The organism is Candidatus Frankia alpina (assembly GCF_902806485.1).
GTDB lineage: Bacteria > Actinomycetota > Actinomycetes > Frankiales > Frankiaceae > Frankia > Frankia alpina.
In genome coordinates this window covers 27279-48508 of record NZ_CADCWT010000009.1, presented here as the reverse complement: position 1 = coordinate 48508, position 21230 = coordinate 27279, and the positions used below count along the sequence as shown (strand labels likewise).

Annotated in this window: 3 protein-coding genes and 1 pseudogene; all 4 read right to left on the bottom strand. The window is 75.2% G+C overall.

Annotated features, from left to right (window positions below):
* On the bottom strand, window positions 1-501 hold a 501-nt coding region (locus G6R25_RS02620), incomplete at its 3' end, for an AMP-binding protein (RefSeq protein WP_235947202.1).
* Between the two features lie 15 nt (window positions 502-516).
* A complete protein-coding gene (locus G6R25_RS26010; RefSeq protein ID WP_235947199.1) occupies window positions 517-771 on the bottom strand; it encodes a hypothetical protein in 255 nt (84 codons plus the stop codon).
* Window positions 681-1724 carry a YqcI/YcgG family protein gene (locus G6R25_RS24895; RefSeq protein ID WP_235947197.1) on the bottom strand — a complete coding sequence of 348 codons (1044 nt, stop codon included), beginning with the start codon at window positions 1722-1724 and terminating at the stop codon, window positions 681-683. The genes G6R25_RS26010 and G6R25_RS24895 overlap by 91 nt, the downstream gene beginning before the upstream one ends.
* 59 nt (window positions 1725-1783) lie before the next feature.
* A pseudogene (locus G6R25_RS31205) lies at window positions 1784-21174 on the bottom strand (amino acid adenylation domain-containing protein).
* Between the last annotated feature and the right edge of the window lie 56 nt (window positions 21175-21230).

The following is a 21230-nucleotide window of genomic DNA, read 5'->3' as shown; positions in this document are numbered from 1 at the left end:
GCCGGCCGACAGCTCGGGCGGGGGGCCGGTCACCCCGGCCACCACCGCGCCGATCCCGGCCTCGTCGGCCACCGCGCTGATGCGCCGGGCCGGCCAGGATGCCTCCAAGGGGACGAACGCGCCGCCGGCTCGCAGCACGCCGAGCAGGGCCACCACCTGGGCGGCCGAGCGTGGCAGGCACACGCCGACGGTCACCTCCGGGCCGACCCCGGCCGCGCGCAACGACGCGGCGAGGGCCTCGGCCCGTCGTTCGAGGTCGGCGTAGGCGAGGGTGACGGCTGGGCCCGCCTCCCGGTCCGCCAGATCGACGACGGCGGTCGCGTCCGGTGTGCGCCGGGTCGCCTCCGCCACCAGAGCGGTGAGCGAGCGTCCGACGAGCGGGTCCACCCGCCCGCTGGAGAAGTCGTCCGCGTCCGTTCCCCGCCGGGCGAGGTCGGTCCCGCCCTGGGCATCGTCGCCGGATGGACCCGAAGTGGAGCTGGAAGGCTGGCTCGTGACCACGTTTTTCCCTTCCATTCAGACGGAACTCGTGGCAACCGGCCCGCGGCCCGGCGCCGGATCCGGGGCGCCGACCACGCCATACCGGCCGGTGCGCACCGGCGTGACGCCGCTGGACGAGTCGCCGCCGCCGCGTCCCGACATCCGCCGACGCAGGCTGCGTGGCCGCATATCGGTCCAGCTCAGCTCGATGCTGTCCAGGCAGTGCTGCCGGGTTCCCCTGACGGCCGTGTCGAACCAGCCGAGCGCGTTGAGTCGCCCGTGCGGCCACACCGAGTACTGCTGTTCCTGGTTGACGACCACCTTGAAGTGAACCGTCGCGGCCGGGTCGGCCCGCAACGGCACCGCTTCCCCGACCCCTGCTTTCCCCGCGACCGCCCCGGAGGTTTCCACGGACGCCTTCCGGCGGTTTTTCCGGCGGTTTTTCCGGCGGTCTGGCGGCCGGATGCGGCGTGGAACGGGCATTTGTCGGCGACCGAGGCGTCGTCGCGCAGAAAATACTGCTTCCATTCCCGGTTGACCGGATCTCCGTACGAGCCCAGCAGCGGTGTCGAATCGACCTCGTCCATCCGGGCGAGGCGCTCGCGAATTATTTTTCGCGCGGCGGCGCCCCGCGGACTGGTCGGCTCCAGCCCGGTGAAGACCCAGCGGGGTTGGAACGTGATGGTGAAGACCGGGTTGCTGCGGCTGCGTAGCCGCCGGTGCGCCGGCGTGTTGCAGACGACGAAGATAGGGGTGCCGCGGAAACTGAACTCCCAGCCGGGATCGTCGGTGTCGGTCGGGATGTCCGACGGCCAGGGCTCGCCGTCGCTGTCGTGCAGGTAGCTCAGCAGCGACCAGAATCGCTGTTCGTAGGAGAGGACGCCGTCGGTCTCCTGCCCCGCCGTCCCGCCGCCGGATCCGAAGAACACGACGAGGGAGGTGTCCCGCGATATCGACTGGTAGACCGACAGATAGGTGGCCAGGATGTCCGGCAGGACGGACCAGGTCCGCTCGTCGTGCAGGTCGTCGACGAAACCAAAGCGCAGCCCGCCCTTATGGGCCGCAGCCACCGCGAAAACGCAGGGGAAAGGCTCGGTATCGGACGTCAGCGTCGCCATGATATCCCGCGCGCAGGTGGCACCCCAGCCCGGCATCGGGCCGATGGCCAGGTCCAGGATCTCCTCGCGGAACGCGTCGGTCGTGCCGGCCATACTCAGCCCACCAGGTGTCGGCGTGTCTCGCACTGTTGCTTCTCTCTCTGCTCAGCCGCGGGCCGGTCCCGACCCGCGGTCGTGGTGTGGACTCAGTTCCGGCCGGCCGAAGCGGTTGCCGGTGATGTCGCCGCCCCCAGGTGCGCGGCGCGGGCGGCGCGGGCGGCGAGCGCGGCGAGCGCCCGCAGCCACGCGGCCACGAGGCTGCCCACCACCGCCGCGCCCGGCCCATCCGGACCGCTGCTCCACCGCGCGCTCAGCTCGGGACCGTCCGGGCCGTCGACGGTTCACACGATCAGGCTCAGCGGGAACGGATCGGGCACGTCGGCGTTCCAGTCGGCGAAGAGCTCGGAGTCCTCGGCGGCGACCGACCAGTCCGCCACCTCGCCCCGGGTCAGTCGACCCACGTAGTTCAGGTAGATCGTCGGCATGGGAGCCGCCGAGAGGATCGGCGCGGTTCGCGGGTTGAGGAAGCGCAACATGCTGTAGTCGGTTCCGCCGTCGGGGATCTGGGCCATGAGCGCGCGTACCCGCGCCACGGCGGCGTCCACGGCGCACTCGCCGAACGCGGCGCCGTCGTCGGCCGTCCGCTCGAGCAGAAATGGGAAGATCTCGGCCATCCAACCGACCGTCCGGGACAGGTCCAGGTGGTCGACGACCTGCTCCTGCCGGCCGTGGGCCTGCACGGCCACGACCATCCCCGACGAGCCGGCCTCGCCGGGCCGGGTCTGGGCGGCCACCGCCAGGGACAGCGCGGCAAGCAGGAGCTCGTCGGCGCCGATACCGAACGCGGTGGGAACCGTCGACAGCAGGGCGGTCGCCCGCTCCGGCGGCAGTTTCACGGTGACCGTGCCCGGCTGGTCCCCCCGGCCCGGCTCGCCCGAGCCGGCCGGGCCGGCCGAGTCCGCCGTCCAGGCCACGGGCGTGGCCCGGCCCAGCAGGTCCGTCCAGAACGGCAGCCGCGCCTCCGTCTCGCTCGTGCGCGCCACCTCGTCGAGGCGGCGCGCCCATTGGGCGTACGAGACCGCAACGGGCGCGAGCTGGGGCTGCCCGCCCGCCGTCAGCGCGGCCGCCGCGGCGGCGAGATCCGACAGCACGATCGGCCAGGAGACGCCGTCGATCAGCGCATGATGGATGATCAACAGCAGCCGGCCCGGACGTGAGTCACCCGCGTCCAACCAGACGCAGCGGATGACCTGCCCGCTGTCCGGATCGAGTTCGGCGTTGGCCGCCGCCGCCAGCCCCGAGATCAGCGCCCGCCCGCGCCCGCTGTCGAAGCCGTCGGCCGCGGCGAGGTCGGCGGCGTCGATCCGGCGGACCCAGGGACGGACATCGACGCCGCCGGCCGGCGCGATCGCCAGCGACCAGGCGGGGCCGCCGTCCGCGCCCGCCGTCGCCGCGCCGGACGGGAGCAGGCTCGACGGGAGCGGGCCGGGATGGTCCGAGCGGACGAGCCGGGCCCGCAGAACGTCGTGCTGGTCCACGACCGCTGTGATCATCGCGTGGAGCGTGGCCAGGTCCAGCCCGGCCGGGGTGCGCAGCAGCACCGGCGAGGAGAAAGACGCAAACGACGCTCCGCGGCCGCGCGCCGCCTGCAGAGCGGGGGTCGGCGGGACACCGACGATCCCGGCCGGCCCGGTACCCGCCTTCGCCACGGCGCCGACGGGCGGGTGGGCGCTGCCCTCGGCGGCGGACGGCGCCGGAGCCGGAGCGGGCGCAGGTGCCGGCGTTCGGCGCGTGACGACGGTGGCGAGCGTCTCGGGCGTGCGGTGGCCGAACAGCAGCCGCGGCGTCACGGTGAGGCCGGCAGCCCGGATCCGGGTGACCAGCCGCATGGCGACGATGCTGTCGCCGCCGAGGGCGAAGAAGTCGTCCTCGACGCCGACCGCCTCGATCCCGAGCACCGCGGCGAACGCGGCGACCAGGGACGCCTCGATGTCGTTCGCGGGAGCGCGCCCGGCCACGGTCGGGTCCGCGTTGCCGGCGGGCACAGCCGGGATCTCCGCCTCCCGGTCGACGCTCGCCGCAGCCGCGAAGGTGCCCGCCCAGCTCAGCTCCAACCCACGCAGCGGCGTCGACGGGTCGGCGGCGACCGCGGCGAGAACGTCCCGCAGCCGCTCGGCGATCCGGTGGGCGCTGGGACGGTCGAACAGGTCGTCGCTGTAGGCGACGCCGATGGTCATGCCGCCGTCGGCCCCGGCCCGTTCGATGAAGTCGAAGGACAGGTCGAACTTGGCGCTGGTCCGCCGCACCGGTTCGGGACGGCCGCTGACCGCGTCGAGGGCCAGTTCGTCGACGGCGTCGGACGCCGCCAGGTACACGACCATGACCTGGAACAGCGGATGGCGGGCCAGCAGACGCGGCGGGTTGACGGCGTCCACCACCCGGTCGAACGGGGTGTCCTGGTGGTCGAAGGCGGCGAGGTCGCTGTCGCGGACCCAGCCCAGCAGCTCGCCGAACGACGGGTCACCCGACAGGTCGGTCCGCAGGACCCGCGTGTTGAGGAAGAAGCCGACAAGGTCGTCGACGGTCTCGTCGACCCGGCCGGAGACCGGGCTGCCGAGGGGAACGTCCTCACCCGCGCCCAGCCGGTGCAGCAGCGTCGCGACGGCGGCCCGCAGCACCATGAACATGCTGACGTTGTGCGCTCGCCCGACGGCGCGCAGCGCGGCGACCGCGTCGGCATCGATCGACGTCTCGACGATCCCGCCGGTGTGGCTCGGCTCGGCCGGCCGCGGCCGGTCGGTCGGTCGGCAGTGCCAGCTCGGCGGGCAGGCCGGCCAGTGTCCGCCGCCAGAACTCCCGCGATCTGGCGGCGGGAGAAGACGGGTCGGTCTCGTCGCCGAGCAGCTCACGTTGCCACAGCGTGTAGTCGACGTACTGGACGGGCAGCGGCGCCCAGTCCGGCGCGACGCCGGCGACCCGCGCCCGGTAGGCGACGGACAGGTCACGGGCCAGCGGCCCGTCGGAGCCTTCGTCGGCCGCGATGTGGTGGACCAGGAACTGCGCGAGGTGCAGCTCCGGCGAGCACCGAACGACCCGCACCCGCATCGGCGGTTCGCGCTCGAGGCCGAACGGGTAGGCCGCGGCCTCGGTGAGCAGGTCCGCCAGCCCCAGCTCACCCGGCTCCGGTTCACCCGGCTCCGGTTCGGGCCGGGCGCCGCCGGCCGCGGCCGCCCACTCGACCGCCTCGAACGGGATCGTCACCTCGGCCGGGTCGAGGATGCGCTGCACCGGCTCGCCGTCGAAGGCGGGGAACACGGTCCGCAGCGCTTCGTGCCGGGCCACCACGTCGTGTACCGCGGCGCGCAGGGCGCTGGCGTCCAGCGGCCCGACCAGCCGCCAGGTGATCGGAATGTTGTAGGTCGGGCTGGGTCCCTCCACCTGCCCGACGACCCACAGGCGTCGCTGCGCGTACGACAGCGGCGGGTGCTGCGGACGCCGCCGACGGCGGAGCGCCGCACGGGCGACGCCGGCGGAGTCCAGCCGCCGGGCGAGCCGGGTCACCGTCGGGTCCTCGAAGACCGTCCGGGGCGTGATCTCCACGCCGAACGTCGACCGGATGACCGCGCACAGCCGCATGACGAGCAGGGAGTGGCCGCCAAGGGCGAAGAAGTCGTCGTCGAGGCCGACCCGGTCGACGCCGAGCACGGCCGCGAACCGCTCGGCGAGCAGCTCCTCGCGGGCGTCGCGAGGCCGCCGGCCGGCGGCCGGCGCCGGGGCGACCGGTTCGGGCAGCGCCGCCCGGTCCAGCTTGCCGTTGACCGTGCGGGGCAGCCGGTCCAGCACGACGAACGCCTGCGGGACCATGTACGCCGCCAGCACCCGGGCCGTGTGGGCGCGGGCCGACTCGACCGGCTCCGGGTCGGTCCCGGTCGCAGGGTCGGCCCCAGCCGCCTGGTCGGTCCCGGTCGCCGATTCGGGCACCAGATAGGCGACGAGCTGAAGCGCGGGCGGAGCGTCCGGGCGGAAGACGACCGCCGCCGTCCCGACGCCGGGCGCCGCCTCCAGGGCCCGTTCGATCTCGCCGAGCTCGACCCGCAAGCCGCGCAGCTTGATCTGGTCGTCCGCGCGCCCGAGGAAGACGAGCGCGCCGTCGGGCCGGCGGCGGGCGAGGTCGCCGGTGCGGTACATCCGCTCCCCCGGCGCCCCGAACGGGTCGGGTACGAACCGGCCGGCTGTCAGGCCGGGACGGCCAAGGTAGCCCCGGGCCAGCCCGGGGCCGGACAGGTACAACTCGCCGGCCACCCCGTCCGGGACCGGTGCCAGCGCAACGTCCAGCAGGTAGGCCCGGGTGTTGGCGATCGGTGCGGCCCAGCCCGGGTCCGTGCCCGCGGCGGCGGCCGACGGGTCGGTCCCGGTCCCAGTCCCAGTCCCAGTCCCGGTCCCGGCGCCGGCGCTGTGCCAGCCGTAGGCGTCGACCGAGTACTCGGTGGGCCCGTACAGGTCGTGCGCCACCATTGCGGGGATCGCGCGCAGCCGCTCCCACAGCGGCGCCGGGGTGGCCTCACCCCCGACGAGCAGCACGCCCGGCCGGTGGCCGCCCGCGCGGAGGAACCCCTGGCTCATCAGCTCCTGGAGGTAGGTCGGAGTCAGGTCGAGCACGTCGATGCGGACCCGCTCGATGTACTCGACGAGCGCGGCCGCATCCCGGGCGATCCGCTCGTCGACGACATGGACCTCGTGCCCGGCCAGCAGCCACAGCAACGGCTCCCACGATCCGTCGAAGCTGAAGGAGGCGGCGTGCAGAACCCGCTGCGGATCCCGGGCGGGGCCAGCGGCGCGCTCGGTAGGGGCGATGAGGTCGACCGTGTGCGAGGCGAACAGGTTGACCAGGCCCCGGTGGGTGCCGACGACCGCCTTCGGGATGCCGGTCGACCCCGAGGTGTAGATCACGCTGGCCGCGCCGACCGGGTCCGGCCGAGCGGCCGCGGGACCGGCCGGACCGCTGAGGTCCGCATCGTCGAACGCCGGATCGTCGAGCGGTAGGACGGGCGCGGGGACGGCCGGTAGCCGGTCGGCGACGGCCCGGGTGGTGAGGACGGCGGTCGGGGCCGCGTCGGCCAGCAGGAACGCGAGCCGGTCGGCCGGCTGCTCGACGTCGATCGGCAGGTAGCTCGCGCCCGCCGCCAGCACGCCGAAGATCGCCGGCACCGTCAGCGCCCTGGGCAGGGCGAGCGCCACCACCGCTTCCGGGCCGGCGCCCAGCCGGGACAGGCGGCCCGCGATCCGGTCCACCTCCCCCGCGAGCTCGGCGTAGGTCGTCCGGCCGCCGGCGGTGACCAGCGCGATCCGGTCGGGATTCGCGGCCACGGCCCGGGCGAGCAGGTCCACCACGGTCGTCCCCGGTCCCGGCAGCGCCCGCTGCGGGCCGGTGGCCGCGCGCAGGGCGGCCACCCGCTCCTCGGCGTCGGAGATCTCCAGCCGGTTCACCGGTCCGTCGGGGTCACGGACGATCTCGGCCAGCAGGCGGAGCAGCCGGTCGGCCAGCCGGGCGCCGCCGGCCGGGGAGATGACGTCGGTGGCGAAATCGACCAGCATGGTGATCTCGCCCCGCGCGGCCCGGTCGACGAACGTCACGTCCAGGTCGAACTTGGCCGCCCCGACCTCGAGGTTGATCCAGGTCACCGGGCCGCCGAACAGCTCGCGGTCGTCGTCGGCCAGATGGTGGTAGCCGGCCATCACCTGGAACAGCGGGTTGACCCCCGGCGTCCGGCGCGGGTTGACCGCCGCGACCACGTCGGAGAACGGGAGGTCCTGGTGGTCGAAGGCGGCCAGGTCCGTGCGGCGGGTCCGGCCCAGCAGGTCCCGGAACGTCGGGTCACCGGCCAGGTCGGACCGGATCACCAGGGTGTTGACCAGGAAGCCGACCAGCCCTTCGAGTGCGTCGTCGGTCCGACCGGAGATGGGCACGCCGATCGGGATGTCGTCGCCGGAACCCAACCGGTGCAGCAGGGTCGCGATCGCCGCGTGGGCGAGCATCGACATGGAAGTCCCGGTCGCCGCGCACAGCGCCCGCAGCCCGGTCGCGACCGATCCGGGCAGGACCCGGACCGCCCGCCCCGAGACGCCGTCGCGGACGGCGGGGCGCGGCCGGTCCAGCGGCAGCACGATCTCGTCGGCCAGCCCCCGCAGGGCGTCGCGCCAGAAGGCGAGCTGGCGGGCGGCCGGGCTGCCCTCGTCGGCCGGATCGCCGAGCAGGTCGCGCTGCCAGAGCGTGTAGTCGGCGTACTGCACCGCCAGCGGCGCCCACTCCGGCGCGTGCCCGGCGCGGCGGGCGGCGTAGGCCGCGTCGAGGTCGAGCAGGAACGGCCGGTCCGACCATTCGTCGGTCGCGATGTGGTGCAGGACGACGACCAGAACGTCGTCATCGGGGCCGCGCAGCACGGTCAGCCGCAGCGGCGCCTGCGCGGCAAGGTCGAACGGGCGGGCGGCCACCTGGGTGATCCGACCGGTCACCTCGTCGGGGGCACACTCGACGACGTCGACGGCGGGCGTTACCGCGGCCGGGTCGAGGATCCGCTGGTAAGGCTGGCCGTCGACGGCGGCGACGACCGTCCGCAGAACCTCGTGCCGCCCGAGCAGGTCGATGACGGCGGCGCGCAGCGCGTCGACGTCGAGGCGGGCGCCGACGCGGAACGCGATCGGATAGTTGTAGGCGTCGCTCCCGCCGGCCAGCGCCTCGACGAACCACAGCCGACGCTGCGCCGGCGAGAGCGGGATCCGTTCGGGCCGCTCCCCCGCGACCAGCGCCGGACGTCCGGCGGTTGGCGCGGCCTTGACGCGGTCGGCCAGTCGTGCCGCCAGCGCCTCCACCGTCGGTGCGTCGAACAGGTCGCGGATGGCCAGGTCGACCTCGAGCGCACCCCGGGCCCGGCTGACCACGCGGGTCGCGAGCAGGGAATGGCCGCCCAGGGCGAAGAAGTTGTCCTCTGCCCCGACCTCGGGCAGGCCGAGAACGTCGGCGAACAGCTCGGCCAGGGTGCGTTCCAGCCGCGTGGCCGGCGCCCGGCCGGAACTCGCCGCCGCCACCGGCTCGGCCGGCGGCAGGGCGGACACGTCGAGCTTGCCGTTGGCGTTGCGGGGGATCGCCGGCAGCGGCACGAACGCCGCCGGGCACCAGGTAGTCCGCAAGCACCGCCGAAAGGTCAGTGCGCAGGCGCGTGACCAGCGCCCCCGCGGCCCGGGCGGCCGTCGGGTCGTTCGTGGGCGCCACCCGGTCGCCCACCCGGTCGCCCGGCCGGAAGCCGAAGTCGCCGGGGGCGACGACCGGGAGTGCCGTGGTCCCCGAGCCGCGCACGAGCACGGCGTCGAGCAGCCCGGGGTCGTCGGGCCGCGGCGCGAGGGCTGCCTCGTAACCGAGGGTGTCGGCCAGGGCGTAGATGTCCTCGGGCTCGACGGTGCCGGCCTGCGCCTCGGCCCCGGCGGCCGAGCCGCCGGCGGCGATGGAGCCACCGCGGGTGGCTGTCGAGTCACTGGCGGCGGCGACCGCGGTGAGTTCGGCGGCGATGCGGGCGTCGGGGACGGCGCTCAGGCGCAACCGGGCCGGCCGGCGGGCGCCGACGATCGCACCGAGCTCGTCGAGGCTGCGTACATCAGCCCCCCAGCTCAGACGGAGATCGGCACCGGCGCCGGCCGGAGTCGAGGTCGGGGTCGGGCGGTCCGCCGACGCGCGGCGCAGCACGACGTCGTAGCGGTGCCGGGTGAGTTCGTTGCGGTGGCGACCCCGCTTGACCCGCACGCACACCTCGGCGCCGGCGTCGGCGGCCAGGGCGTGGAAGAACGCGGGCGCGACGACGAGTTCCTTCTCCAACAGCAGGCGCCGGTCGACGGCCGCCGCGAGCCGGGCCGGGTCGGCACCGGCACCGGCACCGGACCGGGCGAGCTCGATCGCGGTGTGGAACACTCGCAGCCGGCCCAGGTCACGGACGTCGCCGACGAGCAGCGATCCGCCCGGGACCAGCAGGTCGAGCGCGCCGAGCAGCACCGTGCGCAGGTAGTCGGCGCTCGGGAAGTACTGGATCACCGAGTTGATGACGATCGTGTCGAAGTAGCCGGTGGGCAGCCCGTCGATGACGTGGGCCGGTTGGTGGCGCAGCTCGACCCGGCCGAAGCGCGCCGGGTCGGTGGCGAGCTCTGCGCGCAGCTTCGCGATGACCGGGGCGGCGAAGTCGCTCCCCCAGTACGCCTCGCACTCCGGCGCGAGCGGGCCGAGCAGCAGGCCGGTGCCGACGCCGATCTCCAGCACGCGGCGGGGCGCGAGCGCCCGGACCCGGTCGACGGTGGCCGCCCGCCACTGGCGCATGTGCTCCAGCGGGATCGGCTGCCCGTCGTAGCTGGAGTCCCAGCCGGCGAAGTCCTCGACGAGCGCGGCGGTCGGAATCCGCTCGTACTCGTCGCTGTAGATCTGACGCCACTCGCCGACCTGCTCGGACTCGGTGGCAGCGACCTCGGCGGCCGAGGGCTCGGCCGGCACGACGTAGGCGACGAGCCGCTTCGCGCCCGGCGTCGTGGGGTCCGCCGCCGCGATCACGGCGGACTGGCTGACCGCCTCGTGCCCGTCGAGGGCGGCGGTGACCTCGCCGAGCTCGATCCGATGGCCGCGGATCTTGACCTGGTCGTCGGTGCGGCCGAGGAAGTCGAGGTTGCCGTCGTCGGGCCGGCGGATCACCAGGTCGCCGGTGCGGTACATCCGCCCGCCGGGACTCAGCGGGTCGGCGACGAAGCGGGTCGCGGTCAGGCCCGGCTGGTCGAGGTAGCCGCGGGCCAGGCCGTCGCCGGAGATGTACAGCTCGCCGGCCACTCCGTCCGGGACCGGGCGCAACCAGCGGTCGAGCACGTGGACGGAGGTGTTGCGGATCGGCCGCCCGACGGTCGGGGTCGGGCTGTCGGCCGTCGCGGCGCCGAGGGTGTTGATCGTGTACTCGGTCGGCCCGTACAGGTTGTAGCCGGCGGTGGCGTCGGTGGTCCGCAGCCGGGTCCAGAGGGAGTCGGGCACGGCCTCGCCGCCCAGCATGACCAGGGCCGGCCGGTGCCGGTGCCCCTCCCCGGGGTCGCCGTCGGGGTCGGGCCCGGCCTCGAACAGGTGGGCCGCGTAGGTCGGGGTGACGTTGACGACGTCGATCCGGTGGCGGTCGCAGTAGGCGACAAGCCCCTCGGTGTCCCGGCGGAGGTTCTCGTCGCAGACGTGCACCTCGTGGCCCTCGACGAGCCAGAGCAGTTCCTCCCACGACATGTCGAAGGCGAAGGAGACGGTGTGCGCGATCCGCAGCCGTCGGCCCCCGGCCGCCGCCACCGTCGGGGTGAAGATCTCGTCCCGGTGGTTGAGCCACATGTTCGTCAGCCCGCGGTAGGGCGTGACGACGCCCTTGGGCCGCCCGGCCGAACCCGACGTGTAGATCACGTACGCCGGGTGGTCGAGGCGGTCCGCGCGGTCGCGGGCGAAGACGCCGAGCTCCGCGTCCGTCAGCGGGCCGGCCGGGGTCGCGGCCAGCTCAGCGACGACGGCGTCGGTGTCCAGCGCGAGCCAGGTCGGGCCGCCGAGGGCCCCCGATGTGCCAGGCGTGTCGGGCGTACCAGGCGCCTGCGAGCCCGCGGCCAGGTAGCGGCCGGTCGCCCGGGTCGTGACCAGCAACGCGGCCCCTGCGTCGGCCACCATCTCCATCAGCCGTGCCGGCGGATGATCCAGCTCGAGCGGCAGGTAGGCGACGCCGGTGCGCAGAACGGCGAACAGCGCGACGACCATGTCGACCGTCCGGCCGAGGCCGAGCGCCACCGCCGTCTCCGGGCCGGCGCCGCGGGCGATCAGCAGCCGCGCCAGGCGGTTCACCCAGGCGTCGAGGTCGCGGTAGGTCAGCCGCTGCTCGCCGAGGACCAGCGCGACCGACTCGCCGCTGCGCGCGGCCCGCGCGGCGAGCAGGTCGGCGATGCTGTCCGTGCCGATCGGCAGCGGCGGGGACGCCACCCGGTCCAGCCGCGCCCGCTCGGCCGGCAGCAGCGGGTCAAGGGAGCCCACCGGCGCGTCGAGGTGGGCGACCAGCGAGCCGACCATGGCCAGGAGCCGGGCGAACAGCCCCTCGGCCAAGCCCGGCGCGACGACGTCCGGGCGGTGCTCCAGGCGGACGGTGATCCGCGCACCGGGGAACAGCACGAACGTCAGCGGATAGTGGGTGTGGTCGAGGCTGCTGCCGCCGATGATCCCATGGCGGGCGCTGGTCTGGTCGTTCGCCACCTCGTCGATGAAGTTCTGCAGGACGTAGAGCGTGTCGAACAGCACCGGGTGCCCGCTGGATCTCGCCGAGCCCGAGGTACTCGTGGTCGAGCAGGTCGAGGCGGTCGGCGGCGACGCGGCGCAGCAGCTCCCCGACCGTCTCCCGCGGGTCGAGGCGGACCCGGACGGAGACGGTGTTCAGGAACAGGCCGATGACCTCGTCCATCCCGTCGAGCTCGGTCGGGCGGCCGGCGACGGTCGTGCCGAACACGACGTCGTCCGAACCGGTCGTGGCCGCCAGCACCAGCGCCAGCGCGGCGTTGAAGATCGTGTTCAGGGTGACACCGTGGGCCCGGGAGGCCGCCCGCAGCGCGCTCGCCGTGGCCTCGGGCAGCTCGACGGTGATCCGCGCCGGCGCGACCGGCGGCAGTCCCCGCGCGGCCGGCACCACCAGCGTCGGGCCGTCGAGACCGGCCAGCGCCGAGCGCCAGGCCTGCACCGCCGCGGCGGTGTCCCACTCGCGCAGCCAGAGCAGGTAGTCCCGGAACGAGCCGGCCGCCGCCGGGGCGGCGTCCTCGCCGTCGGCGGCGTACAGCCCGAGCAGCCCCTCGACGACGAGCGCACCCGACCAGCCGTCCCACAGCAGCACCTGCCGGTTGATGACGAGCCGGTCGTGGCCGTCGGCCAGGTGGATAAGGAGCAGGCGGAACAGCGGGGGGTGGGCGAGGTCGAAGGGACGCCCCCCGCTCGTCGGCCGCGATCCGCTCGGCGCGGGCCGTGCGCTGCGGCTCGGCCAGCGCGGTCAGGTCGATCTCCTCGACCGGCGCGGCCAGTTCAACCGCGATGAGCTGCACCGGCCGGTACAGGCCGTCGCTGAGGAAACCGGCGCGCAGCGTCGGGTTGCGGGCCATCAGGGTCACGGTGGCCCGCCGCAGCTGGTCGGCATCGAGCCGATGGCCGAAATCCAGGGAGAACTGGGCGGTGTAGGCGTCGCTGCTCCGGTCGAGCACCGAATGGAAGTGCAGGCCCTCCTGCAACGGAGAGAGCGGCCAGACCTCCTCGACCGGCGCCGGAAAGGCTCGGGCGATCAGGTCCGTCTCGGCGGCCGACAGCGTGAGCAGTTCGGCCGGCGGCCGGGGTGCCGGCGGTGCCGCGGGCGGGAGCGTGTCGGCGACCAGGTCCCGCAGGGCGTCAAGGAACGCCTCGGCGATGCGGGCGGCCTCGTCCGCCGACATCGTGGCCGTCAGGTAGGTGAAGGTGGCGCGCAGCCGCGGGCCGTCGGCGGATTCGACGCTGACGACGTCGACGGTCAGCGGGTATCCGACGCCGAGGCCGGGGTCCGGTTCGGCGGCGAGCGCGTCGAACTCGTCGGCCGGACCCCAGTCGGCGCGCCGGTCGGCGCCGAACCGGCCCAGATAGTTGAACAGCACCTGGGGCTGCCCGGCGCGGGCGAGGACGGGACCGGTCAGCGGATTGGCGTGGCGCAGCATGCCGAAGCCGATGCCGCCCTCGGGCGTCGCGCGCAGCGCGGCCGTGACGTCGGGCAGCGTCGCCCGCGGCCGCGCCCGGGGCGGGGCGAGCCGCACCGGGGCGATGCTGGTGAACCAGCCGACCGTCCGGGCGAGGTCGACCCCGGGAACGATCTCCTCCCGCCCGTGCCGCTCCAGGTCGACGAGAAGGTCGCTGTCGGCGCTGCCGGTGGCCGGCCGCGGCGGGATGGCGTGACGCAGGCCCGCGAGCAGCACGTCGGTGATCTCGGCGCCGGTCGCGGCCGGCACGCCGGTGAGCAGGGCCGTCGTGGTCATGGCCGGCAACTCGACGCGCAGGCGCCCGGTGTCGGCGACCGTGCCGACGGCGGCCGGCCCGAGCGGGGCCGCTGTGGGGTCGGCGAGCGGGCGGGGCGGCTCGGCGAACGGGCGCCCGCCCGGCCCGAGGGTCTCCAGCCAGTGACTCAGCTCGCCGAGCCGGGCGGGGTCGGCGGCACGTTCCCCGAAGACCCGGCTGAAGGCGCGCAGCGAGGTGCCGACCGGGTCGAGGACGGGCCGGCGCCCGGCGCGCACCGCCACGTGCGCGTCGGCGAGGTCGGCCAGCAGGATCCGCCACGACACGCCGTCCACGACGAGGTGGTGGGCCACGATCACCAGCCGGCCCGGCTCGGTCGGGCCGGCGTCGAGCCAGACCGCGCGGAGCATGGCCCCGGCGTCGGGGTCGAGGTGACCGGCCGCCGAACCCGACGCGGCCGCGATCACCGCGCGCAGTGCCGCCGGGTCGAGCCCGGCGACGTCGATGCGGACGAGCAGCTCGGCGTCGGCCGGGTCGGCCGGGTCGAGCTGGAGCAGCCACACCTGCGGGGCGGGACGCAGCAGGCGGGCGCGCAGGCCGTCGTGGTGCGCGAGGACCGCGGCCAGCGCCGCCCGCAGGCTCGCCTCGTCGACGCCGGCCGGCGTGCGGGCGAGGAACGCCTGGTTGAAGCGCCGGATCTGGCCACCCCACTCGGCGAGTCGGGCGACGATCGGCAGCGGGGCCAGCACCCCGACGCCCGCCGTGCCCGGGATGGCCGAGGTGGTCGCGACCGCAGCGTCAGCCGGTACCGGCTGGGGGTCGGCGCGGGCGGCGACGAGGGCCGCGAGCGCGGCCGGTGTCCGCTGGACGAAGACCTCGCGCGGGGTGACCCGGACGCCTTCCCGGCGGGCCCGGTTGACGAGCTGAATCGCGATGATGCTGTCGCCGCCGAGGGCGAGGAAGTCGTCGTCGATGCCGACCCGGTCGACCCCCAGCACGACGGCGAACACCGCGCACAGCACGCGTTCGAGGTCCGTGCGGCCGGTCCGGGCCGACATCGAGACGCCGAGGTCGGGGGCGGGCAGCGCGGCCCGGTCGAGCTTGCCGTTCCCGGTTAGCGGCAGCGCCTCCAGCACGACGACCGCCGCAGGGACCATGAAGTCGGGCAGCGCCGCCGCGACCCGGGCGCGCAGCGCCGGCCCGTCGACGCCGGACCCGCTCGGGACGATGTAGGCGACGAGCCGCTGCCGGCCGGCGTCGTCCGCGCGGGCGATGACGACGGCGTGGCGCACCGTCGGGTCGGCGGCCAGGACCGCCTCGATTTCACCCGGCTCGATCCGGAAGCCTCGGATCTTGACCTGGTCGTCGGCCCGGCCAAGGTATTCCAGCGAGCCGTCGGCGGCGACCCGGGCCAGGTCGCCCGTGCGGTACATCCGGTCACCGAGGTCGCCGTAGGGGTCGGCGACGAAGCGGGTGGCGGTCAGACCAGGGCGACCCAGGTAGCCGCGGGCGAGCTGGGCGCCGCTGACGTAGATCTCCCCCGGCATCCCGGGTGGCACCGGGGTGAGGTGACGGTCGAGCAGTCGGGTGCGCAGGCCGGGGATCGGCTCGCCGATCGTCCCGCGGCCCGCGCCCGCGCCCGCGCCGTCGGCGGCGGCGGCGCCCGCGGCGGCGGCCCGGTCCAGCGGCAGGTAGGTGACATGCACCCTGGTCTCGGTAATCCCGTACATGTTGACCAGCCGCGGCGCGTCGTCGGGGTGCCGCTCGTACCACCCGGTCAGCCGGCCGGTGTCCAGCGCCTCACCGCCGAAGATCACCAACCGGAGGTCGAGGTCGGACGGGCCGCCGTCCCGGTCGCGCGCCGAACGCGGACGGGGTCTGGTTGAGGACGGTGACGGACTCCCGGGCCAGCAGCTCGCGGAACTGCTCCGGCGAACGGGAGACCTCGTGGTCGACGACGACGAGCCGGCCGCCGTGCAGCAGCGGACCCCACAGCTCCCAGACGGAGAAGTCGAACGACGCCGAGTGGAACAGCGTCCAGACGTCGGTGGCGTCGAACCGGAACCAGGACCGGGTGTCGTCGAACAGGCGCACCACGTTGCGGTGCGGGACTCCGGTGCCCTTGGGCCGGCCGGTCGAGCCGGAGGCGTAGATGACGTAGGCGAGGTTGTCCGGGCGCGCCCGGCCGTCCGGGTCCGGCGCCGTGGGCGGCTGGTCGGCCAGCGCGGCGACGACCAGCGGGTCGTCCAGCGCGATCAGCGGCACCCCGACGCCCGCGGGCAGCGTCGCGCGGCCGGCGACGGTCGTCACCGCGCGCACCGGCGCCGCGTCGCGCAGCATGAACGCGATCCGCTCCGCCGGGTACGTCGGATCGACGGGCAGGCAGGCGCCGCCGGCCTTCTGCACGGCGAGCAGGGCGACGACGAGGTCGGCCGATCGGGGCAGCGCGACCGCCACGAGCGACTCCGGCCCCACCCCGCGCCGGGCGAGCAGGCGCGCGAGCTGGTTGGCCCGCGCGTCGAGCTCGGCATAGGTGAGCTCGACGTCACGCCAGCGCAGCGCCACCGCCGACGGCGCGCGGCGGACCTGCGCCTCGAACAGCTCGGGCAGGGTGCCCGGCACGCCGACGGAGTCGCCCGCGCTGACCGCATCGACGGCGTAGGCGGCATCGACGGCGTAGGCGGCATCGACGGCGTAGGCGGCTTGGGGGGCGGGCTGGAGGTCGGCCCGCTCGCGCTCGGCCACGGGCACGGCGTCGAGGGCACCGACGGGCCGGTCCGGGTCGGCGGCGATCTGCGCCAGCAGGGCGAGCAGGCGGTCGGCGAGGCCCGCGACGGTCGCGTCGTCGAGGACGTCACGCTGGTAGCCGAAGGTCAGCCGCAGCCGCTCGCCGGGGATCACCCGGATGGTGAGCGCGTAGTTGGTGGCGTCGTGTCCGTCGATGCCGACCAGGCGGGGCCCACCCGGGGGGATCAGCGCCGAGGTGTCGAACGGGTAGGACTCGACGACGAGCAGCGTGTCGAACAGGTCCCCGCCGCCGGCCAGCGCCTGGATCTCGGCGAGGCCGAGGTGATGATGGGCGAACAGCGCGCCCTGGGCGGCCTGGACCGCCGCCGCCAGCTCGACGAACGTGCCGTCGGCGCGCACCGTGACACGGACAGGCACGGTGGTGACGAACATGCCGATCATGGAATCGACCCCGGGCAGCTCCGGCGACCGGCCGGACGTCACGGTGCCGAAGACCACGTCGTCGCGGCCGACTGCCCGGGCGAGCAGCACCGCGTGGGCCGCCCGCAGGACGGTACTCAGCGTCACACCGCGCTCGCGGCCGAACGCGGCCAGCCGGGCCGTCAGCGCCGGGCCGACCTCCCGGTCGACGGCGGCCGCGCCGGCCGGCCGGCCGGCTCCAACCGTCCCCGCCGCTCCCGCCGCCGACGAGATCCGGTGCCCGCCGCCGGCGAGCAGGGTCGGACCCTCGACGCCGGCGAGTTCCGCCCGCCAGGCCGCCCGCGCCGCGTCGGAGTCCCGGGTCCGCAGCCAGCGCAGATGGTCCGCGTACGGGCGGACGGCGGGCAGCCGCGACGCAGCCACGTCGGCGTCGGCGCCGGCTGCCAGGGTGAACAGCTCACGCAGCACCAGCGGCAGCGACCAGCCGTCGACGACGATGTGATGGGCACAGACCGCCAGCCGGGCGCTGTTCGCCCCGGTGCGGATCCACAGGAACCGGATGAGCGGTGGGGCCGCCAGGTCGAACCGCACGGCCCGGTCGGCCTCGACCAGTCGGCTCGTCTCGGCCGCCGCCTCGGCGGCCGGCCAGGCGGACAGGCCGACGATGGTCCACGGCGGCTCGACCACGGGCAGGATCACCTGGGCCGGCTCGCGGCCGTCGGACAGGACGGCGGCACGCAGGACGGCGTGCCAGGCGATCAGGGCCCGTGACGCCGCCCGCAGGCGCTCGGGTTCGAGCTTCTCCCCCGCGAGGTCCAGGACGAACTGGATGACATAGATGTCGGGCGTGTCGTCGCCGTCGAGCAGCCGGTGGAACAGCAGCCCCGCCTGCGCCGGCGACAGCGGCCACACCTCGTGCAGCGCCGGCAGCCGGGCCCGCCAGCGTGCCAGGTCCTCCGGGTCGACGGGCAGTTCGACGGCGGGCTGCGCGGTCGCGGCCACCTGTGCGGCGGCGGCCAGGCCGGCGACGGTCGGGCTGGCGAACACATCGGCCAGCGCGACGGTGACCCCGGCGGCGGCCGCCCGGGTGACCACGGCGAAGGCCAGGATGCTGTCGCCGCCGAGGTGGAAGAACGAGTCGTCGACGCCGACGCCCGGCTGGCCGAGCACCTCGGCGAACACGTCCCGCAGAACCGTCTCGGCCCGGGTCGCCGGGGCCCGGCCGGGCCGGGTGGCGGCGGCGAAGTCGGGCGCGGGCAGCGCCCGACGGTCGAGCTTGCCGGCGGGGGTGGTGGGCAGCGCGGGCAACGTCACGAAAGCCGCCGGCACCAGGGCACGGGGCAGGACACTTGCCGCGTGCGCCCGCAACTCGCCGACGAGCGCCCTGCTGCCCGCCAGATCCGCCAAGTCCGCCGGGTCCGCCGGGTCCGCCGGCTTGGTGGCGGCGCCGGCCGCCGGAACGATGTAGGCGACCAGCGCCGGCCCGGCCGGGCCGTCCGCGCGGACGACGACGGCGCAACGCCCGACGCCCGGGCGGCCTTCGAGCACCGCCTCGATCTCGCCGGGTTCGATCCGCACACCGCGGACCTTGACCTGGTCGTCGGAACGGCCAGCGACGACGAGCTCGCCGGTGGCGGTCCAGCGCGCCAGGTCGCCGGTGCGGTACATCCGCTCGCCAGCGGCGAACGGGCTGGCGACGTACCGGGACGCGGTCAGCGCCGGCCGGTGCAGGTAGCCGTGGGCGACGCAGTCGCCGGCGAGGTACAGCTCGCCGCCGACCCCGGCCGGCACCGGCATGAGCGCGCCGTCCAGGACATAGGCGCGGGTGTTGCGCAACGGCCGGCCGATGGTCAGCCGGTCCCCGGCGGTCTCGGCGGCGCGCACCCGGCTCGTCGTCACCCAGACCGTCGTCTCCGTCGGCCCGTACAGGTTGGTCAGGCTGTCCGCGCGGGTGAGCAGCTCCCGGGCGAGGTCGGGCGGCAGCGGCTCGCCGCCGCTCAGGGCGCGTACCGCCGGGTAGGGCCCCGGGCTCGCATCGAGGATGGAACGCCAGCGCGACGGGGTCGCCTGCGCCAACGTGACCGCGCCCCCGCCCAGCAACCCGGCCAGCGCCGCCGGATCGCGGCCCTGGTCGCCCTCGGCGAGGTGGATCGACGCGCCGACGGTCAGCGGCGCGAGCAGCTCGACGGTACTCGGGTCGAAGGCCAGCGTCGTCGCGGCGAGCAGCCGGTCCGCCGGGGTGATGCCGACGGCCTCGACGATCGACGCCAGAAAGTTCGTCAGCGCCCGGTGGCCGACGACGACGCCCTTGGGCCGCCCGGTCGAACCCGACGTGTAGATCAGGTACACCGGGCTGTCCGGATCGACGGCCGGCGGCCAGGCTTCGGTCGCGACCGCGACCGGCTCGGATCCGGATCCGAGTTCGAGTTCGTCGATCAGCAGCAGGCCGGTGCCGGGTGCGAACGGGAGTCGCGCGGCGAGCGCGCGCGTGGTCACCACGACCGCCGGGGACGCGTCCTCGATCATGAAACTGATCCGGTCGGCCGGGTGGTCGGGGTCGATGGGAAGGTAGGCGGCGCCGGCGCGGCCGGTGCCGGCCAGCGCCACGACCAGGTCGGCCGAGCGGGGCAGCGCGACGCCGACGACGGTTCCCGGCCCGACTCCGCGGCCGGCCAGGACCCGAGCGAAGGCGTCGGCCCGGACGGCGAGTTCGCCGTAGGTCACCGTCCCCGCCGTGGTGACCAGCGCCGTACGCTGCGGGGCGGCCTCGGCCCGGGCGGCGAACAGCGCCGTCCACGGGCCGGCCGGGCTGGGCCCGGCGGTGTCGTTCCAGGCGGTGTCGTTCCAGGCGGTCAGGACGCGCTCGCGTTCCGCGCCGGTGAGCAGATCGGCGGCGCCGATCGGCGCGTCCGGCCGGGCCAGCGCCGCCGCCAGCAGCCGTTCCAGGCGCGGGCCGACGGCCTGCGCGAACGGCGGCGACACCGCGCCGACCTGGTAGGTCGTCTCCAGTTCGAGCGTGTCGAGGCCGCCGCCGTCGCCGCCGAGCTCGGCCACGACCGTCAGCGGGAACTGGGCGGTGCCGTTGTGCGCCGGGCGACGTTCGCCGCGCAGGTCCCGGCCGTGCAGCGCGGCAGCGGCCGGAGCGCGGACGGCGAACATCGTCGCGAACAGGCTGGAGACGCCGTCGGCGCGATCCGGGTTGAGGTTGCGGACGACGTCGGCGAGGTCGACGTCGGCGTGGGCGAACGCGCCCCGGCACACCTCCCGGGTCCGCTCGAGCAGGTCGGTGAACGTGTCGGCCGGTCCGACCGCCAGCCGCAGGCAGACGGTGTTGCCGAAGTAGCCGAGAACGCCGTCGGTTTCCGCGCGGTCCCGGTTGACCACCGGCGAGCCGACGGTAGCACCGGTGACCCGGTGCAGCAGGGCGCCGTAGGCGGCGAGCAGCACCATGAACGGCGTCGCGCCGTGTCGGGCGGCGAACGCCCGGACCTCACCGGCCAGGTCGGGGGACGCCCGGTGGACGGCCTGCCGGCCCGCGTCGGGCTCGCCGCCGCCGCCCGGGGTGTCGTCGGCCGCGACGGGCAGGCGCACCGGTTCGGCCGGCGGGGTCAGCCGTCGGCGCCAGTAGGCCAGGTCGCCCATGGTGGGACGGGCCGCGTCCGGCGCGGCGGCGTCGAGGAACTGGCCCCCGGCGCGGACGCCGGGCTGGTCGCCGGTGCCGGTGCCGCGACGGTCGTAGGCGGTGAGCAGGTCACCGAAGAAGACGTCCCAGCAGGCGTCGTCCCAGGCGATGTGGTGGGCGGCCAGCGCGAGCGTGTGCCGGTCCGGTCCGTGGCGCAGCACGGTGACCCGCAACGGTGACTCGGCGGTCAGGTCGAACGGCCGGCGCGCGGCCCGCTGTGCGACCTGGCGGGCGCGCGACTCATGGTCCCCGTCGGGTTCGGCGGACACATCCACGCTGAGCCAGGCGGGCGTGACATCGTCGCGGACGACCTGTTCGAGCCCGCCGTCGGCGGTGACCCGGTAGGTGGTGCGAAGGATCTCGTGGCGGCGGGCGACGGCGAGCAGAGCGCCGCGCAGCGCGCCGACGTCCAGCGGCCCGGTCAGTTCGAACGCCGCCGAGACCGTGTAGGCGGAGCTACCGGGACGCAGTTGCTGCAGGAACCACATCCGGCGCTGACCCGCAGTGACCGGGTAGCCCACACCGGGGATCCGCGCCGGGCGTCGGGCACCGCCCAGCGCCGGCTCATGCGTGAGTCGCTGTGCCGCCAACCGGCGACGGAGCAGCTCACGCTTGCGCTGCGCGGAGTCGGGACTGGCCACGGTGCACGTCCTTCCGGTGTTGCGGCTTCGGTGGTGCGGCTGGATATCCCGGGGCT